The 17,296-nt window shown below is 61.8% G+C and carries 17 protein-coding genes; 2 read left to right on the top strand and 15 right to left on the bottom strand.

The features are described from left to right. The 3 genes from IPK59_08535 to hemP form a co-directional block, all read right to left on the bottom strand. Nucleotides 1-594, bottom strand: coding sequence for an ABC transporter substrate-binding protein (locus IPK59_08535; GenBank protein MBK8158789.1), 594 nt, complete (start codon nt 592-594; stop codon nt 1-3). Next, nucleotides 591-1,646: a hemin-degrading factor gene (locus tag IPK59_08540; protein ID MBK8158790.1), complete on the bottom strand. Its 1,056-nt coding sequence runs from the start codon at nt 1,644-1,646 to the stop codon at nt 591-593. The genes IPK59_08535 and IPK59_08540 overlap by 4 nt, the downstream gene beginning before the upstream one ends. A 99-nt stretch (nt 1,647-1,745) precedes the next feature. After that, nucleotides 1,746-1,979, bottom strand: coding sequence for a hemin uptake protein HemP (gene hemP, locus IPK59_08545; protein MBK8158791.1), 234 nt, complete (start codon nt 1,977-1,979; stop codon nt 1,746-1,748). 364 nt (nt 1,980-2,343) lie between these two features. On the opposite strand from hemP, the gene IPK59_08550 reads away from it, so the two are divergent. Continuing rightward, on the top strand, nt 2,344-2,559 hold the full coding sequence (locus tag IPK59_08550; GenBank protein MBK8158792.1) for a (2Fe-2S)-binding protein: 216 nt from the start codon (nt 2,344-2,346) through the stop codon (nt 2,557-2,559). A gap of 4 nt (nt 2,560-2,563) precedes the next feature. Here IPK59_08550 and bfr read toward each other — a convergent pair whose 3' ends face one another. From bfr to murJ, 10 genes are all read right to left on the bottom strand, one after another. After that, a complete protein-coding gene (gene bfr, locus IPK59_08555) occupies nt 2,564-3,046 on the bottom strand; it encodes a bacterioferritin (protein MBK8158793.1) in 483 nt (160 codons plus the stop codon). Nucleotides 3,047-3,185: 139 nt separating this feature from the next. Next, a complete protein-coding gene (locus tag IPK59_08560; GenBank protein MBK8158794.1) occupies nt 3,186-3,479 on the bottom strand; it encodes a DUF2160 domain-containing protein in 294 nt (97 codons plus the stop codon). A 15-nt stretch (nt 3,480-3,494) separates the two neighbouring features. Beyond that, nucleotides 3,495-4,292 (bottom strand): carbohydrate ABC transporter permease, encoded by a 798-nt coding sequence (locus IPK59_08565; GenBank protein MBK8158795.1) that lies wholly within the window; start codon nt 4,290-4,292, stop codon nt 3,495-3,497. After that, nucleotides 4,292-5,155, bottom strand: coding sequence for a sugar ABC transporter permease (locus IPK59_08570; GenBank protein MBK8158796.1), 864 nt, complete (start codon nt 5,153-5,155; stop codon nt 4,292-4,294). Before IPK59_08570 ends, IPK59_08565 begins: the two co-directional genes overlap by 1 nt. Nucleotides 5,156-5,161: 6 nt before the next feature. After that, entirely contained in the window at nt 5,162-6,232 is a 1,071-nt protein-coding gene (locus tag IPK59_08575) for an ABC transporter ATP-binding protein (protein MBK8158797.1), read from the bottom strand. Continuing rightward, nucleotides 6,232-7,305: an ABC transporter ATP-binding protein gene (locus IPK59_08580; protein ID MBK8158798.1), complete on the bottom strand. Its 1,074-nt coding sequence runs from the start codon at nt 7,303-7,305 to the stop codon at nt 6,232-6,234. The genes IPK59_08575 and IPK59_08580 overlap by 1 nt, the downstream gene beginning before the upstream one ends. A gap of 91 nt (nt 7,306-7,396) precedes the next feature. Beyond that, a complete protein-coding gene (locus IPK59_08585) occupies nt 7,397-9,139 on the bottom strand; it encodes a carbohydrate ABC transporter substrate-binding protein (GenBank protein ID MBK8158799.1) in 1,743 nt (580 codons plus the stop codon). 108 nt (nt 9,140-9,247) lie between these two features. After that, complete coding sequence (gene glpD / locus IPK59_08590; protein ID MBK8158800.1) at nt 9,248-10,786, bottom strand: glycerol-3-phosphate dehydrogenase; 1,539 nt, start codon at nt 10,784-10,786, stop codon at nt 9,248-9,250. A gap of 285 nt (nt 10,787-11,071) precedes the next feature. Then, nucleotides 11,072-11,869, bottom strand: a complete 798-nt coding sequence (locus tag IPK59_08595) for a DeoR/GlpR transcriptional regulator (GenBank protein MBK8158801.1) — start codon at nt 11,867-11,869, stop codon at nt 11,072-11,074. A 95-nt stretch (nt 11,870-11,964) separates the two neighbouring features. After that, nucleotides 11,965-13,506, bottom strand: a complete 1,542-nt coding sequence (gene murJ, locus IPK59_08600; protein MBK8158802.1) for a murein biosynthesis integral membrane protein MurJ — start codon at nt 13,504-13,506, stop codon at nt 11,965-11,967. A gap of 286 nt (nt 13,507-13,792) precedes the next feature. Here murJ and IPK59_08605 point away from each other — a divergent pair, with 286 nt between their 5' ends. Beyond that, nucleotides 13,793-14,815 carry a sulfate ABC transporter substrate-binding protein gene (locus IPK59_08605; GenBank protein MBK8158803.1) on the top strand — a complete coding sequence of 341 codons (1,023 nt, stop codon included), beginning with the start codon at nt 13,793-13,795 and terminating at the stop codon, nt 14,813-14,815. A gap of 89 nt (nt 14,816-14,904) precedes the next feature. Here IPK59_08605 and IPK59_08610 read toward each other — a convergent pair whose 3' ends face one another. Beyond that, nucleotides 14,905-16,281 (bottom strand): FAD/NAD(P)-binding protein, encoded by a 1,377-nt coding sequence (locus IPK59_08610; protein ID MBK8158804.1) that lies wholly within the window; start codon nt 16,279-16,281, stop codon nt 14,905-14,907. Between the two features lie 28 nt (nt 16,282-16,309). Continuing rightward, nucleotides 16,310-17,164, bottom strand: a complete 855-nt coding sequence (gene tauD / locus IPK59_08615; protein ID MBK8158805.1) for a taurine dioxygenase — start codon at nt 17,162-17,164, stop codon at nt 16,310-16,312. Nucleotides 17,165-17,296 lie beyond the last annotated feature (132 nt).

The following is a 17,296-nucleotide window of genomic DNA, read 5'->3' on the forward strand; positions in this document are numbered from 1 at the left end:
TCACCGGCAACATTCAGGCCGCCGGCAAGGTTGATGACAAGATCGGCGATGGTGCCCCCGCCCCGCCATGCGCCCCTTGATGGTCCCGAGGATAAACAGGACGCGCGGTCGTTTTTCCACCCGCGCCACCGCTTGTGCCAGCGTGGCGAGGTCGGTGCTGATGGCGGTCGCCACCTCCTCGCCCTTGGTCGCGCGATCCAGCACAAGGCCCACAAAGCGGACCTTGTCCGGCACGGCTTCCGCGGAAAGCGGACCTTCGTATTGATGGAGGATGCTGCCCGTCGCCCTTAACTGCTGGAGCACGTTGGGTGGACCGGCATCGCGGTCGGCAAGAACGATGTCGGGCGACAGCGACAGCACGCCCTCGACCGCCAACTGTCGCAAATAGCCGATCTTGGGCAGGCTGAGTGCTGCGCGGGGATAGAGGCTGGTGGTGTCGACGGCGACGACCTGATCACCGGCACCCAGGGCATAGACGCATTCCGTCATGGCCCCGCCGGCGCAGACGATGCGTTGCTGGCGCGCTGACAGAGGACGCGGCGCCAATGTGGCGCCGAGCGCCGCCAACAGCCATGTGCGGCGGTCGAGCTTCACTGTGCGCGCTCCAGCCCGGCGACCAAGTCGCGCCAGCTTTCCAGCTCCGGCTGCCCTGGCTTCCGCTTGCCGAAGAAGGTGGCGATCCGCTCGCCCACGGCATCGAACAGTTCGACCGAATGCAGCATCCCATCGCTCGTTGGCTTTCTCACGGCAAAGCAATGGGCGATATGATCCTCGCGCAGATGCAGATTGAAATCCGGATCCAGCACATTGAGCCAGTGATCCAACCGGACGATCCGTTCCACCGGCCCGGTATGGATCTGGATGATGCCGCGGTTCCCGACAAACACCATGATCGGCACCTGCTCGGCGCTAGCCCTGTTGAGGAGATCGAAGGTCGCCGATCGGGTCAGCCGCTCCGTAAAGGCGCCTAGCATGGCCTCCATGGCCGGGAGAGGCTCCGTCTCATGGCGTTTCAGCATGGCGGGGAAGTCATGCACATCCTTGAGCAGCGCCCAATCCGCCCGCAGCGCATCGCGGTTCGCGACGGCCCTTGGCCGAATGGGTGTCGGCGGCAGTGGGTCGACCGCGAGATCGGGATGGCCGATCGCCATCATGGATTTGGCGAGATGCGCCCAAGCCTCCAGCCTCGTTCCCTCCAGGGCGTAGATCTTATGCAGCGCGCCGCCGAACCGGTCGAAAACCTGGAAACAGTGCCGTGTCGGTGATGCACTGTGATCCGTCACCGCAAAGAGATGGGCCCAGTGCTGCGGGAAAAGTCGAAGATCGATATCCGGCCCGAGAACGAGGCCGGCATGGGCCATGAAGGTTGCCGGCTCATAGACTCCCTTGCGCTCATGCACGCAGCTGTCATTCCTGGTCAGCGCCATGACGCGGCCAAGGGCCGGCAGGCCGGCAAAGAAGGCCGCCCAGTCGGGCATCAGGCGCGTGGCTTCGCCGGCACATTGCGCCGCCACAAATTCCGCTTCGCTGACACCCAGTTCCTGCGCCGCATCGCGGGCTCGCAGACGCGGCTGTTCGGCACGCAGCACCTGCCAGCGGGCACCGAGTGTGCCGACAATCTGCTCGGCGGATTGGACGCGCGACATGAACCGTCTCCCCAGTTTCAGAAACGCGCCGACACAGCGCACAAACGCAGTGCGCTGGCCGGCCAAAGCCGTATTGCCCTGCCGTCGTGGCAGAGCGGGTTATTTGGTCAGGATGAGGCGATGGTTGCGGGTGATGCGCAGCCGATAGGCCGCCCCGTCAAAATCGATGATGGCCTCGCGGGCGCCCTTCAGGATGGACTGAATGGTGACCGTCTGGATGCTGCCGCGGTGCGGGCTGGCATTGTCGCGGGTCGAAGTCCCCGCCATCGCCGGGGCCGCGTGCCGGTCCCGGCCATTGTGGCGCTCGCGCAGCTCCAGGGGCCGTGCCGACATCAGGCGTGGCTCGGGCCGTGTTTCCGGCCGTGATTCCGGCCCGCTGGTCTGATCCCCGGTCGTGGCTGCAACTGCAGCGGAAAGGCGAAAATCATAAGTTTCTCTGTCCATGTCCACTCCTGCGACCTGTTGGTGATGGGAGGGAATGACCCGCCGATTTGCCTCAATCAGCCGTTGCAGTTGCGAGTCATTATCAACAGAGACAGAAATATCAAAGCTGGGTGGATGGTTCAAGTGATAATTATTCTCATTTGCAAAATCGGCATCAAGGACCATAAATCCGCGTCTATGACATTGACAATCATTCGCAGAGATACAAATATCTCCCAGCGAGACGTCACACTCTTGGTGAGTTCATCGACCGATGTATGTCTGTATCTGCAATGGCTATCGCGAGAGCGAAATCGAACAGACGGCGCGCGCCAGCGGATTGAGCTGCCCGGTGGCGGTCTACCAAGTGCTGGGCAGCGGCCCGTGCTGCGGGACCTGCCTGCCGATGGCCCAGGACATCATCAATGGCGTCGGCAACTGCTCAAAGACGTTGCGCGAACAGGAACCGCTTCCGCTTGCGGCGGAATGATCCCTCAGGAGCTCTCGCCCGGCTCGTATTGCGACTGGATGTAATTCTGCAGGCCCATCTTCTCGAGGATCTCGAGATTGGTCTCCAGGAAGTCGATATGCTCTTCCTCTGATTCCAGGATGTCCGTAAGCAGCTCGCGGGTGACATAGTCGCCGGCCTGCTCGCACAGCACGATTCCGGCCTTGAGGTCGGGATGGGCCATCATCTCGAGTTTGAGATCGCAGGAGAGGACCTCCTTCACGTTCTCGCCGATCATCAGCTTGCCGAGATCCTGCAGATTGGGCAGGCCTTCCAGAAACAAGATGCGCTCGATCAGCTTGTCGGCGTGTTTCATCTCGTCGATGGATTCATGATACGTGACTTCGCCAAGCTTCTTCATGCCCCAGTTCTTCAGCATGCGCGCATGCAGGAAGTATTGGTTGATGGCGGTCAACTCGTTCTTCAGCACCTTGTTGAGGATCTGAATGACCTTCTTGTCGCCCTTCATCACTGGTCTTCCTGCTCGCGGATTCGATCGTTTTCGAGGGCGCAGGATACAATCATCTAAGTCATTACAAAAGAACGATTAACCTGAGATTGAGACGCATAGTCAGCTGCGGCCCGGTGACGATATTGACGTTGGGAACTCAGGCCCAGCGGAAGATGACAAAGGCGTAAATCAAGGCGATGGCCAGTGGCGCCCACAGCGGCACCCCGAAAACGCCCAGCCACGCCAGGAAGATGAAGGCGCTGCCGAGCAGGGAGATGAACAAGCGGTCACCCCGCGTGGTTTCCAGACCCAGGATGCCGTGCCGGTGCGCACCGCCGGGCGAGCGGATTTCCCAGACGGTCATGGCGACAAGGCAGGCGATAATGAAGGCGAAGAACGCCGCCGTCTGCCAGGTCCAGGCCATCCAGGAGATGAGTGAGGTACCTTCCATCGCAGTGGATCCTTGTCAGACGCGGCCGAGGGCAAAGCCCTTGGCGATGTAGTTGCGCACGAAATAGATGACGAAGGCGCCGGGAATGATGGTGAGCGTGCCGGCCGCCGCGAGCAGCCCCAGCTCATAGCCCGAGGTGCTGGCGGTCCGCGTCATGGTGGCGACGATCGGCTTGGCATCGACCGAGGTCAAGGTCTTCGCCAGCAGCAGTTCGACCCAGGAGAACATGAAGCAGAAGAACGCGGCGACGCCGATGCCGCTGGCGATCGTCGGAACGAAGATCTTCACGAAGAAGCGCGGGAAGGAATAGCCGTCGACATAGGCGGTCTCGTCGAGTTCCTTCGGCACGCCGGACATGAAGCCTTCCAGGATCCACACGGCGAGCGGCACGTTGAAGAGCGTATGCGCCAGCGCCACGGCAATGTGCGTGTCGAACAGGCCGACCGCGGAATAGAGCTGGAAGAACGGCAGCACGAACACGGCTGCCGGCGCCATGCGGTTGGTCAGCAGCCAGAAGAACAGATGCTTGTCGCCCAAGAAGCGGTAGCGCGAGAAGGCATAGGCTGCCGGCAGCGCCACCGAGACGGACAGCAGCGTGTTCACGACGACGTAGATGATCGAGTTGATGTAGCCGTTATACCAGGTCGAATCCGTGAAGATCTTCGCGTAGTTCTCCAGCGTGAAGGCCTGCGGGAACAGGGAGAATCCGCCCAGGATCTCGTTCGTGGTCTTGAACGACATCGTGACCAGCCAATAGATCGGCAGCATCAGGAAGAGGATGTAGACGATCGGCAGGAGGGAGCGCTTGCGCATCATTGTGCCTCGTTCCGCATCATGAGGGTATAGAACAGCCAGCTGAACAGCAGGATGATCAGGAAGTAGATGAGCGACATCGCGCCAGCCGGGCCGAGATCGAACTGGCCGAGCGCGATCTTGTCGAGGTCGATGGAGAGGAAGGTGGTCGCGTTGCCGGGACCGCCGCCGGTCAGCACCTTGACCTCGGTATAGATCATGAAGCTGTCCATGAAGCGCAGCAGGATGGCGATGGTCAGCACGCGCTTCAGTTTGGGCAGTTGGATGAAGCGGAACACGGCCCAGGCACTGGCGCCGTCGATCTTGGCCGCGCGGTAGTAATCGTCCGGAATGGAGACGAGGCCGGCATAGCACAGCAGCACGACGAGCGAGGTCCAATGCCATACATCCATCAGCACGGTCGTGAACCAGGCGGTCAATGGCTGGCGAGTATAATTGTAGTCGAAGCCAAGCGAGTTCAGCCCCTTGCCCAGCAGGCCGATTTCGGGAAGCGCAAAGATGTTCCACATCGCGCCCACGACGTTCCAGGGAATGAGCAGCGGCAGAGCCATGAGGACCAGGCAGACCGAGACCCAGAAACCCTTGCGCGGCATGGCGAGGGCGATGATGAGGCCGAGCGGAATTTCGATCGCCAGGATGATGCCGGTGAACAGCATCTGGCGCAGCAGCGCGTCATGGAAGCGGGGCGAGTTCAGCACCTGCTCGAACCATTGCACGCCGGCCCAGGTAAAGACGTGGTCGCCGAAGGTTTCCTGGACAGAATAGTTGACCACGGTCATCAAGGGAATGACGGCGTTGAACGCCACCAGGATGACAACCGGCAGGACGAGGAACCAGGCCTTCTGATTGACTTGCTTATTCATGATCCCTCACTTCACCAGCCAGCCGTCGCTATAAAGATGCGTGTGCGTTGGGTCGAAGCGAACATGGGCCGTCCCGCTCGGTATGGCGTCGCCTTCGGTCACCAGCACCTTGAGCAGTTGCCCCTTGTGCCGCGCTTCGACGATGCGGAAGCGGCCGGCATCGGACACCTTGCCGATCTCGACCGGAATGCCCGCCACGTCAAAGCTCACGAATTCCGGCCGGATACCGATTTCCAGGCGACCATCCCCAACTGAATCGGCGCGGATTCCCTCGATGGCGTCGACCCTGGTGCCAAGGAACGAGATGCCGCCATTCTCTTTCGTCGCCGGCAGGACGTTCATGCCGGGCGAGCCGATGAAATGGCCAACGAAGGTATGTTCGGGCCGCTCGAACAATTCGATCGGGGTACCGACCTGGACGACTTCGCCATTATTCATGACCACCACCCGGTCGGCGAAGGTGAGCGCCTCGGTCTGGTCATGGGTCACATAGATCATGGTGCGCTTGACGCGATGATGCAGTTCCTTGAGCTTCGAGCGCAGCACCCATTTCAGATGCGGGTCGATCACGGTCAGCGGTTCGTCGAACATGATGACGTTGACGTCGGAACGCACCAGGCCGCGGCCGAGCGAGATCTTCTGCTTGCCGTCCGCCGTCAAGCCGGAGGCCCGGTTCATCAGCGATGGGCCGAGGTCCAGCATGTCGGCGATCTCGCGCACGCGCTGGTCGATTTCGGCCGCCGGCAGCCGCCGGTTGCGCAAGGGGAAGGCAAGATTGTCGTAGACGGTCATGGTGTCGTAGATGACCGGAAACTGGAACACCTGCGCGATATTGCGGTCTTCGGGCGTCGCGTGGCTGACGTCGCGGTCATCGAACAGGATGCGCCCGCGGGTCGGCGTCAGCAGCCCGGAGATGAGGTTGAGGAGCGTCGTCTTCCCGCAGCCCGACGGACCCAGGAGCGCATAGGCGCCGCCATCGTCCCAGTCGAGATTGACCTCCTTGAGCGCCCAATCGGCCGGGGTCTTGGGGTCGGCGGCATAGCTGTGCTTGACGCCATCGAGTTTGATACGCGCCATTATTCGGACCCTCCGACCAGATTGCCATCCTGCCCGAACAGGAAACTGCGTCCGACATCGATATAGAGGCGCGCCATGGCGCCGACATCGAACGGATGCACGCCGTGCGATTGCGAGATCCAGGTGGCGCCGTTGAGGTCGAAATGAAGGACGCTGTCGGAGCCGGTCAGTTCGGCAAGCAGCACCTTGCCATCGACCGTGGCAAGGTCGGCCGCCTGCTGGAAGGGCGTGATGTGATGGGCGCGGATGGCCCAGGTGTATTTGCCGTCCGGGAGGCGCGCAAAATTCGGGCCGACCGCCCAGCCGATCCCGTTGCTGAGCTCGATCCGGTTGCCGGTCTTCAAGACCTGCGCCGTATTGAGCGGCGGATCGGAAAAGACCTCGGCGCTCACCAGGTCCTTGGGCTTGCGATAGACGTCGCCGGTCGGGCCGAATTGCGTGATGCGGCCTTCGAACAAGCTCGCGGTGTTGCCACCGAACAGCAGCGCTTCCGTGGGTTCGGTCGTCGCATAGACGACGATGCAGCGACGGCCGGCAAAGAGGCGAGGCAGCTCGTCGCGCAATTCCTCACGGAGCTTGTAATCAAGATTGGCCAGCGGCTCATCGAGCAGCACAAGGTCGCTGTCCTTGACCAGAGCTCGGGCAATGGCGGTGCGCTGCTGCTGGCCGCCGGAGAGTTCCGAGGGCCGGCGCTGCAGCATGGGCGTCAAGCGCAGGAGATCGCTCACTGCGCCGACCCGACGTTCAATCTCTGCCTGGCCCATCTTCGCCACCTTGAGGGGCGAGGCGATGTTCTCATAGACCGAGAGATGCGGGTAATTGATGAATTGCTGATAGACCATCGAGACATTGCGCTTCTGGACGGCGACACCGGTCACATTGGTGCCGCGGAACCAGATTTCGCCCGAGCTTGGCCGGTCGAGCCCGGCCATCAGCTGCAGGAGCGTGGTCTTGCCGGCCAACGTCGTGCCGAGGAGCACGTTGAAGCTGCCCTCCTCCAGCACCAGGCTGGTTTCATGGACATGCGTCTCGGCGCCCACGGTTTTCGTTACATGTCTCAGTTCAAGGGTCATTCAGGTCACTTTGCAGGTGTACTGGAAGACCGACGACCATCGGGGGCAAAGCCAGCCCCCGATGGCGCCGTCGTTCGTGTCGTGGAACGGATTACTGGTTTTCCGTCCAACGCTTGATCAGCTCGTCATAGGCGATGGTCTCGCCCTTCGGCTTCTCATTGTCGAGCTTGGCATGGGGACCATTGTCCTTGCCAAGCCATTCCGCCGGGTCCTTCGGCTCGTTGAGACGCGGACCGCAGCCGCCATAGGTCTTGTTGGCTTCATCGGCCTGCTGCATGCGGGCCATGACATCATCCATCTCGCCGGCGAGACGATCCATGGCTTCCTGCGGCGTGAACGCACCCGAGTTCACGTCACCGATGTTCTGCCACCAGAGCTGAGCCAGCTTCGGATAGTCAGGCACGTTGACGCCAGTCGGCGACCAGTTGACACGGTCAGGCGAGCGATAGAACTCTACCAGGCCGCCCAGCTTGGGCGCACGTTCGGTGAAGGACTCGTGACGCACGGTGCTGTCGCGGATGAAGGTGAGACCAACATGGCTCTTCTTCACGTCGACCGTCTTCGAGGTGACGAACTGGGCATAGAGCCAGGCCGCCTTCTGGTTCTCGAGCGGGGTCGATTTGAACAGCGTCCAGGAACCGGTGTCCTGGTAGCCGAGCTTCTGGCCTTCCTTCCAGTACGGGCCATGCGGTGACGGCGCCATACGCCAGAGCGGCGTGCCGGAATCGTCGACCGTGTTGTTGCCATCAGCCTTCGGGGCCACCATCGACGCGGTGAAGGCGGTGTACCAGAAGATCTGCTGGGCAACGTTGCCTTGGCTCAAGGCCGGCAATGACTGATAGAAGTCATAGTCGGCAGCGCCCGGAGGGGCGTAGTTGCGCAGCCATTCGTCCCATTTCGCGATTGCATAGACCGAAGCCGGGCCGTTGGTTTCGCCACCGCGGCTGACCGACGCGCCGGCCGGATTGCAGGAGCCTTCCTCCATGCGGATGCCCCATTCGTCGATCGGGCGGCCGTTCGGCAGACCTTTCGAGCCGGCACCGGCCATCGAGAGCCAGGCATCGGTCATGCGCCAACCGAGATCGGGCGCACGCTTGCCGTAATCCATGTGGCCATAGATCTGGACACCGTCGATTTCCTTCACGTCTTTCGAGAAGAATTCAGCGATGTCCTCATAGGCCGACCAGTTGACCGGCACGCCCAGGTCGTAGCCGTACTTGGCCTTGAACTTTTCCTGGAGGTCCTTGCGGTCGAACCAGTCCTTGCGGAACCAATAGAGGTTCGCAAACTGTTGGTCGGGCAGCTGCCACAGCTTGCCATCCGGACCCGTGGTGAACGACTTGCCCATGAAGTCGTCGATGTCGAGGGTCGGGCTGGTGACGTCCTTGCCGTCGCCGGCCATGAAGTCGGTGAGGTTGACAGCGCTCTGCAGACGCGAATGCGTGCCGATGAGATCGGAATCGTTCACATAGCCGTCATAGAGGCTGCGGTTGGTCTGCATCTGTGTCTGCACCGCCTGCACGACCTCGCCTTCGCCGAGGAGCTGGTGGTTGACCTTGATGCCGGTGATTTCTTCAAAGGCCTTGGTCAGGACCTTCGATTCATATTCGTGCGTCGGAATGGTTTCCGACAGAACGTTGACTTCCATCCCCTTGAAGGGTTCGGCAGCCTTAACGAACCATTCCATTTCCTTTATCTGCTCGTCCTTGGACAGAGCCGAAGGTTGGAACTCCGAATCAATCCATTTCTTGGCCGCATCCATATCTGCGAACGCCGGGACACTTCCCATTGCCAGCATCATTGCGGCCAACGACACGGTACGACGGATCGCCATGATCGTTTTCCTCCTCATGTGCGCTTAAAGATTTAGCACCCGGCCAGTGCGCACTTTTCCAGCCGGACGATTCCTAAGATCAGCTATTGCGACATCGACATCGCGCACTCACACATGGCTGGCAAGCGCCGGCTGATTGTGATGCACGAGCAATGATGCAACGAATTCTTCGAGGGCCGACTGCTCGGCCGTGGTCATATGCAGGCCAAGTTTGGAGCGCCGCCAGACGATATCCTCGGCGCTGGTGGCCCATTCCTGGTCCATGAGATAGCGGACTTCCGCCTCGGTCAAGCTCGGACCAAAGCGGCGGCCGAGATCATCCGGCGTTCGGGCATTGCCCATCATCCGCTGCGCGCGCGTGCCATAGGCGCGCACCAGGCGGCGCGCTTCGCGCAGTTCGAGAAACGGGTATTTCTTGGCGAGCGTGCCGACCTGTGTGGCAAATTCGTTAACGGGGAAATCGCCCCCCGGCAGCGTGCCAGTTGCGGTCCACGGCGCCTTCATGGCCGGGAAGCTCGGCTGCAGTTTTTCTAGCGCCGCCTCGGCCAGGCGACGATAGGTCGTGATCTTGCCGCCAAAGACCGACAGCAGCGCCGCCTCGCCCGCCTTCTGGTCGAGCTTCAGCACATAGTCGCGGGTTGCATCCTGCGCCTTGCTGGCGCCGTCGTCATAAAGCGGCCGGATGCCGGCATAGGTCCAGCGGATGTTGGCGCGCGTCACCGGCGCCTGGAAATATTCGCTGGCAGCCGACAGGAGATAGTCCGTCTCGGCGTCGGAGATCGCCACCTTGCCGGGTTCGCCCTGATAGTCGGCATCGGTGGTGCCGATCAGCGTGAAATCCTGTTCATAGGGAATGGCAAAGCAGATGCGGCCATCGGCATTCTGGAAAATATAGGCACGGTCATGGTCAAACAGCTTTTCGACCACGATATGGCTGCCCTTGACGGTGCGGATCTTGTCCGGCGCGTTCATGCCGACGGCGCCGCCGAGGAAGTTCGAAACCCAGGGCCCGGCCGCGTTGACCAGGGCGCGCGCCTTGGCTTCGGTCACGACGCCGTTCGGGCCTTCAAGCCGCAGGCGCCAAAGATCACCTTCGCGCCGGGCGGAGGTGCAGCGGGTGCGCACATGAATGTGGGCACCGCGCTCGGCGGCATCGCGCGCATTGAGGACGACCAAGCGCGCATCCTCGACCCAGCAATCCGAATACTCGAAAGCATGCGTGAAACCGGGCTTCAACGGCGCGCCGGCCGCATCGTGACGCAGATCGATGCTGCGCGTGCCGGGCAGGATCTTGCGGCCGCCGAGATTGTCGTAGAGGAAGAGGCCCAGGCGCACGAACCAGCGCGGCCGCAAGCCCTTGTGATGCGGCAGAATGAAGCGCAGCGGCCAGATGATATGGGGTGCCGCACGCAGCAACACTTCGCGCTCGATCAGCGCCTCGCGTACCAGGCGAAACTCGTAATGCTCCAGATAGCGGAGACCACCATGGATCAGCTTGGTGGAGGCCGAAGACGTACCGCTGGCAAGGTCGTTCTGCTCGGCGAGCAGGACCTTCAGGCCGCGGCCGACGGCATCACGGGCAATACCGCACCCGTTGACGCCACCGCCGATCACGGCGATGTCGTAAATTTCCGCCCCGTTGGGCATGGGCTAGCGCTTCCTCCGCAGCCGATCCCGGTCGACCCCTCCCTTGATTCAGCGGACCAAGTTGCGGGCTTTGGCTGATCCGAAGGGTTTGTTTCCGCCGGACCGCGTCGTGACCAAGTATCGGGTTTCGTTACTTTCGAAAGCGATCGTGAAACGAAACAAAACGAAAGACAAGGGAAAATTTTCAGGCGAATGCGGTTCGCTTGCGCCCTAAATCGCCGATCAAACGCACAATTCGAACAAGGGTACTTGCGGATTTCGCAGATGCGAAAGAAATCTAACCTGTTACCCGGCCTCAGATTCTTCCGGCGGCGGGCCGCCTGGTGCCACCGCGATTGTCGTGCCGCTGTGGCGGCAGATCTCGCCGATCGTCTCCGGCGGCGCGCGGTCGGTGACGAAGATATTGATCTCGGAGAGATGCCCGATCCGCACCGGCGCCGTGCGGGTGAACTTCATCGAATCGGCGACCAGGATGACGTTGCGGGCGTTGGCGATGATCGCCTGCGCCACGCGCACCTCGCGGTAATCGAAGTCGAGCAGCGATCCGTCATCGTCGATGGCCGAGACGCCGATGACGGCATAGTCGACCTTGAACTGCGACATGAAATCGACCGCCTGCTCGCCGACGATGCCACCATCGGCGCGGCGCAGCATGCCGCCAGCCACGATGACGTCGATGCGCTGCGAGGGCAGCAGGATGCCGGCCACATGGATGTTGTTGGTGATCACCAGCAGCCCCTCATGGGCGCGCAACGCCCGGGCCACTTCTTCCGTGGTCGTCCCGATATTGATGAACAGCGACGATCCGTTGGAGATGAGCGTCGCCGCATGTTCGCCGATCCGCCGCTTCTCGTCATCGGCCAGATGGCGCCTTGCTTCATAGGCGACGTTTTCGACGCCGGAGGCCAGGATGGCGCCGCCATGAGTGCGCGTCAGCAGGCGCTGGCCGCAGAGATCGTTGAGATCCTTGCGGATGGTCTGCGGGGTCACATCGAACTTGGCGGCCAGTTCCTCGACATTGACCCGGCCGTTGAGGCGGGCCATGCCAAGAATGTCGTTCTGTCGTGGCGTGGGCGTGAACATGGATCGGTCCGGCAGGGTTGAAGCGCGCCTAGAGACTAGTCACGCCGTGGGCGCTCTGCCAATCCGCTTTCGCTGCTGGGTGCAGGAAGGGTCTGTTAGCGCCTGCGGCGTAAGTCGCGCAGCTCGGCAAAGCTGCTGACGCGGAGCAGCAGGACGAGTATGCCAAAGGCGACCCCGCCGGCCGCAATGATGACGCAGAGGGCGATCGCCTGTTGAAATGTGCTGGCGAACGACCCCGGCCAGACCCAGCTGCTGGCGCCCCAGGTCGCGAGGCCAAGGCCGGCACAGCACAGGAAGAGGCGCGGCATGATCCGCCGCAAACGGTCGTCAAAGGTGAGGAAGCCCCGCCGCAGCAGAATGGCTGCGAGCAGGATCGCGTTGATCCAGGCCGATGCCATGGCGCCGATCGCCACCCCGATGAAACCGTAGGTCGGCGTCAGCAGGGCGCTGATGGAGATGTTGATGGCAACACTGATCGCCGCCTGCTTGAACGGCGTCGTCGTGTCTTCGCGTGCCAGGAACGCCGCCGTCAGCGCCTTGTTGGCGACATAGGCCGGAAGCCCGGCCGACATGATGATCAAGGCAAGCGCCACGGATTTGGCGTCGTCGTGGCCGAACGCGCCGCGTTGATAGACAGTCGTCACGATCGGCAAGGCAGCGACCATCAGGCCGACGGTTGCCGGCAGCGACAGGAGCAGGCCCAGTTCAAGGGCGCGGTTCTGCATGCGCAACGCCACAGCCGGCTCGTCGCTGCGCAGCGATCGCGTCAGGGCCGGCAGCAGGACGACGCCGATGGCGGATCCGATCAAGGCGAGGGGCAATTGGTAGAGACGGTCGGCGTAATAGATGTAGGAGACCGAACCCGGATGGAGCGATGCCAGAATCGTGGAGACGGCAAGATTGATCTGATTGACGCTGGAGCCGATCAGTCCCGGCACCATCAAGACGCAGAGACGCCGCACCTCCGGCGTGAAGCGGGGCCAGGGCAGCCGAAGCCTGAGGCCAGCGCGGTGGCACGCGAAAGCCAGCCACAGAAACTGGACCAGGCCGGCCAGCGTCACCGACCAGGACAAGGCCTTGCCGACAAAAAAATCGTCACCGCGGATGAACCACATGCTGGCAATGAGGATGGCGTTGAGGATGACCGGGGTGACGGCGTTCTCAGCGAACTTCTGCACCCCGTTCAGCATGCCGCCTTGCAGAGCGCAGAGTGACATGAAGACGATGTAGGGAAAGGTGATGCTGGTGAAGAGCACGGTCGCCCCGAACTTTTCCGGAATGGCGTCGAAGCCGGGAGCGAAAAGATGGATCAGCCAGGGCATGGCAAGTTCGGCCCCGATTGTCGTCAGCAACAGCACAACCAACAGCACCGAGAGCACCTGCTCGGCAAAGGCGCGCGCCTGGACAACACCGCCCTCGGCCACATGCCGGGTGAAGACTGGCACGAAGGCAGCGCTGAACGCGCCTTCGGCGAACATCTGCCGCAAGAGATTGGGGAGGCGCATGGCAACGATGAAGGCTTCGGCAATGGGACCGGCGCCCAGGATGCCGGCGATCATGACTTCGCGGACGAAACCCAGAATCCGGCTGAGCAGGGTCATGCCGCCGACAGTTGCTATGGCGCGAAAGGAAAACATGGACGATTGCAATCACTCGACCTGGGGCTGCTGGGAACGCCCGCTGAAAATGACCCAACGATATGAGGTGTTTAACACAACGATGCAGATTGCACCGCTATCCAATACTGGCGGTGAAATTTGGCCGAGATAAGAAAAACTCGCGGCGCTTCGGAGTTAGCCTCGTTTGTCTACCACATCAGTAGAGATTTAATCTTACTCCCAAGCCGCGGCCCTTCTATGATGAAAGGAAGGTGGCAGGCGGCGACGCGAAACGTCCGATTCAAAGCGCCCACAGGAGGCTAACATGTTGATTTCAAGACGTTCTCTATCTCTTGCCGTCGTGCTCGCAGCTTTGGCCGGCAGCGCCCTGCCGCACCTCGCCCATGCCGAAACGACGCTCCTCAACGTGTCCTATGACCCGACACGTGAGCTCTACAAGGAATTCAATACCGCCTTCGCCGAGCATTGGAAGAAAGAAACCGGCGAGGAGATCAGCATCGAGGCCTCCCATGGTGGCTCCGGCAAGCAGGCCCGCTCGGTGATCGACGGGCTGGAAGCCGATGTGGTGACCCTGGCGCTGGCCTACGACATCGACGAGATCAGCGCCAAGGCCGATCTGTTGCCCAAGGATTGGCAGGCCCGCCTGCCCCACAATTCCTCACCCTATACCTCGACCATCGTGTTCCTGGTGCGCAAGGGCAACCCCAAGGGCCTCAACGATTGGGGCGATCTGGTGAAGGAAGGCGTCGAAGTGATCACGCCCAACCCGAAGACCTCGGGCGGCGCGCGCTGGAACTATCTCGCTGCCTGGGCCTGGGCATTGAAGCAACCAGGCGGCAGCCCTGAAACGGCACAGGCCTTCGTGAAGAATCTCTATGCCCATGTGCCGGTGCTGGACAGCGGCGCCCGCGGTTCGACGACGACTTTCGTTCAACGCGGCATCGGCGACGTGCTGCTGGCCTGGGAGAACGAGGCGTTCCTCGCCATCAAGGAACTTGGCCCCGATCAATTCGACATCGTGGTGCCGACCGTCAGCATCCTCGCTGAACCGCCGGTCACCATCGTCGACAAGAATGTCGACAAGCACGGCACCCGCAAGGTGGCCGAGGCCTATCTCAACTATCTCTACTCGCCGGAAGGCCAGGAGCTGGCCGCCAAGCACTACTATCGACCGACCGACCCCAAAGTGGCGGCGGCCCATGAGAAGGATTTCCCCAAGGTCAACCTGATCACGATCGATGAGGTCTTCGGTGGCTGGAGCAAGGCGCAGCCCGAGCATTTCGGCGACGGCGGGACCTTCGACCAGATCTATCAGCCGACCAACTGATCTGGAACCGGCCTGGCCGACAAAAAACGGGGTCCGAAAGGGCCCCGTTTTCGTTTGCTGAACATCATTGGTGGGCCAGGATACGACGATTAGTCTGAAAGCAGTTTCCAAGCGAGATTGGCACAAGCCAGACGCAAATCAGGGACCGCGATGATCTCCCAGAAGGCACCCTTGGTGATCGGGCCGATGGCATGGATGTCGCGCGCGGCACAGCCAAAATGATCGATCACCGCACCGTCGACTGTGACATCGATACCGAGACCAAACGGGTCCGGGTGCACCTGGCCACTGGCCAGCAATTGCTGGACCAGCGGCTGATCGATCCGGGTTGCGTCCGACCGCGGACCCGAACAATCGATGACACGATCGATGGTAAGCGACCGTCTGCCACTATCGCCGCGCAGGTTGATCTCGACCTCGGTGATACCGTCGCAGCGTGTCGTGGTGGCGATCCGTCCCTTGATGATCTCCAACTGCCCACGCGCGAGGGCCGCCTCTATTCGCTCAGCCACCTGCGGTGCGCAACGATGGCGGTGCACGTCCCACCAGGGCCGCACATGGCGCAGGAAGCGTGCGCGCTCAGGGTGCGGCATCTCCTGCCACAGGCGCTGGGTATGCGGGCGCAGGCCGTCGATCGCCGCGCGCCAACCAACGCCTGCACGCTCGGCAGCCGCACAGGCGGCACGCACCTGGCGCAGAAGCTTGAGCAGATTCTGGCCCTTGGGTGGTAGATCATAGTGCCAGGGCGCCGGCACGGCAGCATGAACCCGGGGCAACTGACCGCGGCGGGACAAGCCATAGATCCTGCCCCGATGGCCGCGATCAAGCAGCGAGAGGACTGTGTCGATGAAAGTGAGGCCCGTGCCGAGGAGAAGAACGGGCGCCTCTGCGGGCAGGTCGTCAAGGCAGGCAGGATTCCAGGGATCGCCGAAATAGCCCTCCGTCGAGGGCGCCGGCGGAAAATTGCCTACGGCGAGGACAGCGTGGTCAACATCGTAGCGCCTGCCCACGGCCAGTTCGACGGTGAGGCCGCGCGGCCCGCGGTGCAGGGCCACGGCTTCGTCCGTCACCAGGAAGAGATTGTGCCCCTGCCCTTCCCGCCAGATCTTGTCGCCCAGCAATTGCTGGATGTAGTTACCGAATACACGGCGCGGGACAAAGGTCGACGCGTTTGGCTCACCGGCGATCTCCGCTTTTTCCGCCGGGGTCAGGGCCTGCAGCCAGTGCACGAAATGATCGGGCTCGTCCGGGAAGGCGCTCATATTGCCAGCACGGACATTGAGCAGATGGTTGGGATTGCCGGTAGCGTAGGCTAGGCCGCGACCGAAATTCCGGTTCCGCTCGATGAGATAGATGCGGTCATCCGGCCAGCAGCGCCGCAAGAGATGAAGCGCCAGCAACGAACCGCTGAAGCCGGCCCCGCTGATGGCAATGCGACGCCCGCGCTGATCACCGACAGCCGCCATGGCATTCAGTCCGATAAGGGAAAGAAGATCAGAAAGGACGATCGCCGAGGATGGTCGCGCGGTGCATCACACGCCGGTGGGGCAAGTAATCGGCCACCGCGTAATGCTGCGTTGCCCGGTTGTCCCACATGGCGACAGCATTCGGCTTCCAGCGATAGCGGATCTGGAAATCAGGCTTGGCGATGTGCGCGAACAGCAGATCAAGGACCGCGCGGCTTTCCGCCGCCGACAATTCGTTGATGCGCGCCGTGAATCCCTCGTTGACGAACAGACCCTTGGTGCCGCTGACCGGATGGGTGCGGATAACCGGGTGTTTCACTGGCTTGTTTCTGGCCCGCGCTGCCAGCCATTTCTTCTCCGCCGACGGCGTCGTCGCATAGCGCTCGCGAGGGAATGATTTCTCGAAATCATGGGTCGCTGTGAGCCGCTCCAGGAAAGCGCGATAGGTTGGCGAGAGGGCCGCAAAGGCTGCCTCATTGTTGACCCACAGCGTGTCGCCGCCGCCCGGTGGCAATTGCCTGGCATAGAGCACGGCACCCAGTGGCGGCGTCTCGATGAAGGTTACGTCCGTATGCCAGGTGTCGTTATCGGGCAGATTATCGACATGAGTGTCGAGGATGAGAATCTCCGGCACGTCTTCGACCTGCGGATAGATCGGGTGAATGTGGAGCTTGCCAAAGCTTGCCGCGAAATTGCGCTGCTGCTGCGGCGTGATGATCTGGTCTTCGAAGAACAGCACCTTGTGTTCGATCAGCGCGTCGCCAAGCCGCGCGCGGCTCGCCGCATCGAGCGGACGGGCAAGATCAACGCCGTCGACCAATCCACCAATGACGGGGCTAAGCGGCTCGATTCTGATGCGATCGGCGGCGACGCGGTTGCTCATGCTGACCTCCTGCCCGGATTTGCCAAAGAAAGTGCGGCGGGCGCCTTTTCGCCCCCACCACTGCTGTTCGTCTGGTGAGAGGATAAATCTCTACTGACTTAGTAGACAAACTACCCTTTCTCTCCGAAGAGG

The organism is Rhodospirillaceae bacterium, from assembly GCA_016712715.1.
In the GTDB taxonomy this organism is placed as follows: Bacteria; Pseudomonadota; Alphaproteobacteria; order Dongiales; family Dongiaceae; genus Dongia.

Excerpts from the sequence above, each read along its gene's own strand:
- IPK59_08540 (MBK8158790.1), bottom strand. The coding sequence starts at position 1,646 with ATGTCGCGCGTCCAATCCGCCGAGCAGATTGTCGGCACACTCGGTGCC.
- hemP (MBK8158791.1), bottom strand. The coding sequence starts at position 1,979 with ATGTCGGCACGGCCCCTGGAGCTGCGCGAGCGCCACAATGGCCGGGAC.
- IPK59_08550 (MBK8158792.1), top strand. The coding sequence starts at position 2,344 with ATGTATGTCTGTATCTGCAATGGCTATCGCGAGAGCGAAATCGAACAG.
- bfr (MBK8158793.1), bottom strand. The coding sequence starts at position 3,046 with ATGAAGGGCGACAAGAAGGTCATTCAGATCCTCAACAAGGTGCTGAAG.
- IPK59_08560 (MBK8158794.1), bottom strand. The coding sequence starts at position 3,479 with ATGGAAGGTACCTCACTCATCTCCTGGATGGCCTGGACCTGGCAGACG.
- IPK59_08565 (MBK8158795.1), bottom strand. The coding sequence starts at position 4,292 with ATGCGCAAGCGCTCCCTCCTGCCGATCGTCTACATCCTCTTCCTGATG.
- IPK59_08570 (MBK8158796.1), bottom strand. The coding sequence starts at position 5,155 with ATGAATAAGCAAGTCAATCAGAAGGCCTGGTTCCTCGTCCTGCCGGTT.
- IPK59_08575 (MBK8158797.1), bottom strand. The coding sequence starts at position 6,232 with ATGGCGCGTATCAAACTCGATGGCGTCAAGCACAGCTATGCCGCCGAC.
- IPK59_08580 (MBK8158798.1), bottom strand. The coding sequence starts at position 7,305 with ATGACCCTTGAACTGAGACATGTAACGAAAACCGTGGGCGCCGAGACG.
- IPK59_08585 (MBK8158799.1), bottom strand. The coding sequence starts at position 9,139 with ATGGCGATCCGTCGTACCGTGTCGTTGGCCGCAATGATGCTGGCAATG.
- glpD (MBK8158800.1), bottom strand. The coding sequence starts at position 10,786 with ATGCCCAACGGGGCGGAAATTTACGACATCGCCGTGATCGGCGGTGGC.
- IPK59_08595 (MBK8158801.1), bottom strand. The coding sequence starts at position 11,869 with ATGTTCACGCCCACGCCACGACAGAACGACATTCTTGGCATGGCCCGC.
- murJ (MBK8158802.1), bottom strand. The coding sequence starts at position 13,506 with ATGTTTTCCTTTCGCGCCATAGCAACTGTCGGCGGCATGACCCTGCTC.
- IPK59_08605 (MBK8158803.1), top strand. The coding sequence starts at position 13,793 with ATGTTGATTTCAAGACGTTCTCTATCTCTTGCCGTCGTGCTCGCAGCT.
- IPK59_08610 (MBK8158804.1), bottom strand. The coding sequence starts at position 16,281 with ATGGCGGCTGTCGGTGATCAGCGCGGGCGTCGCATTGCCATCAGCGGG.
- tauD (MBK8158805.1), bottom strand. The coding sequence starts at position 17,164 with ATGAGCAACCGCGTCGCCGCCGATCGCATCAGAATCGAGCCGCTTAGC.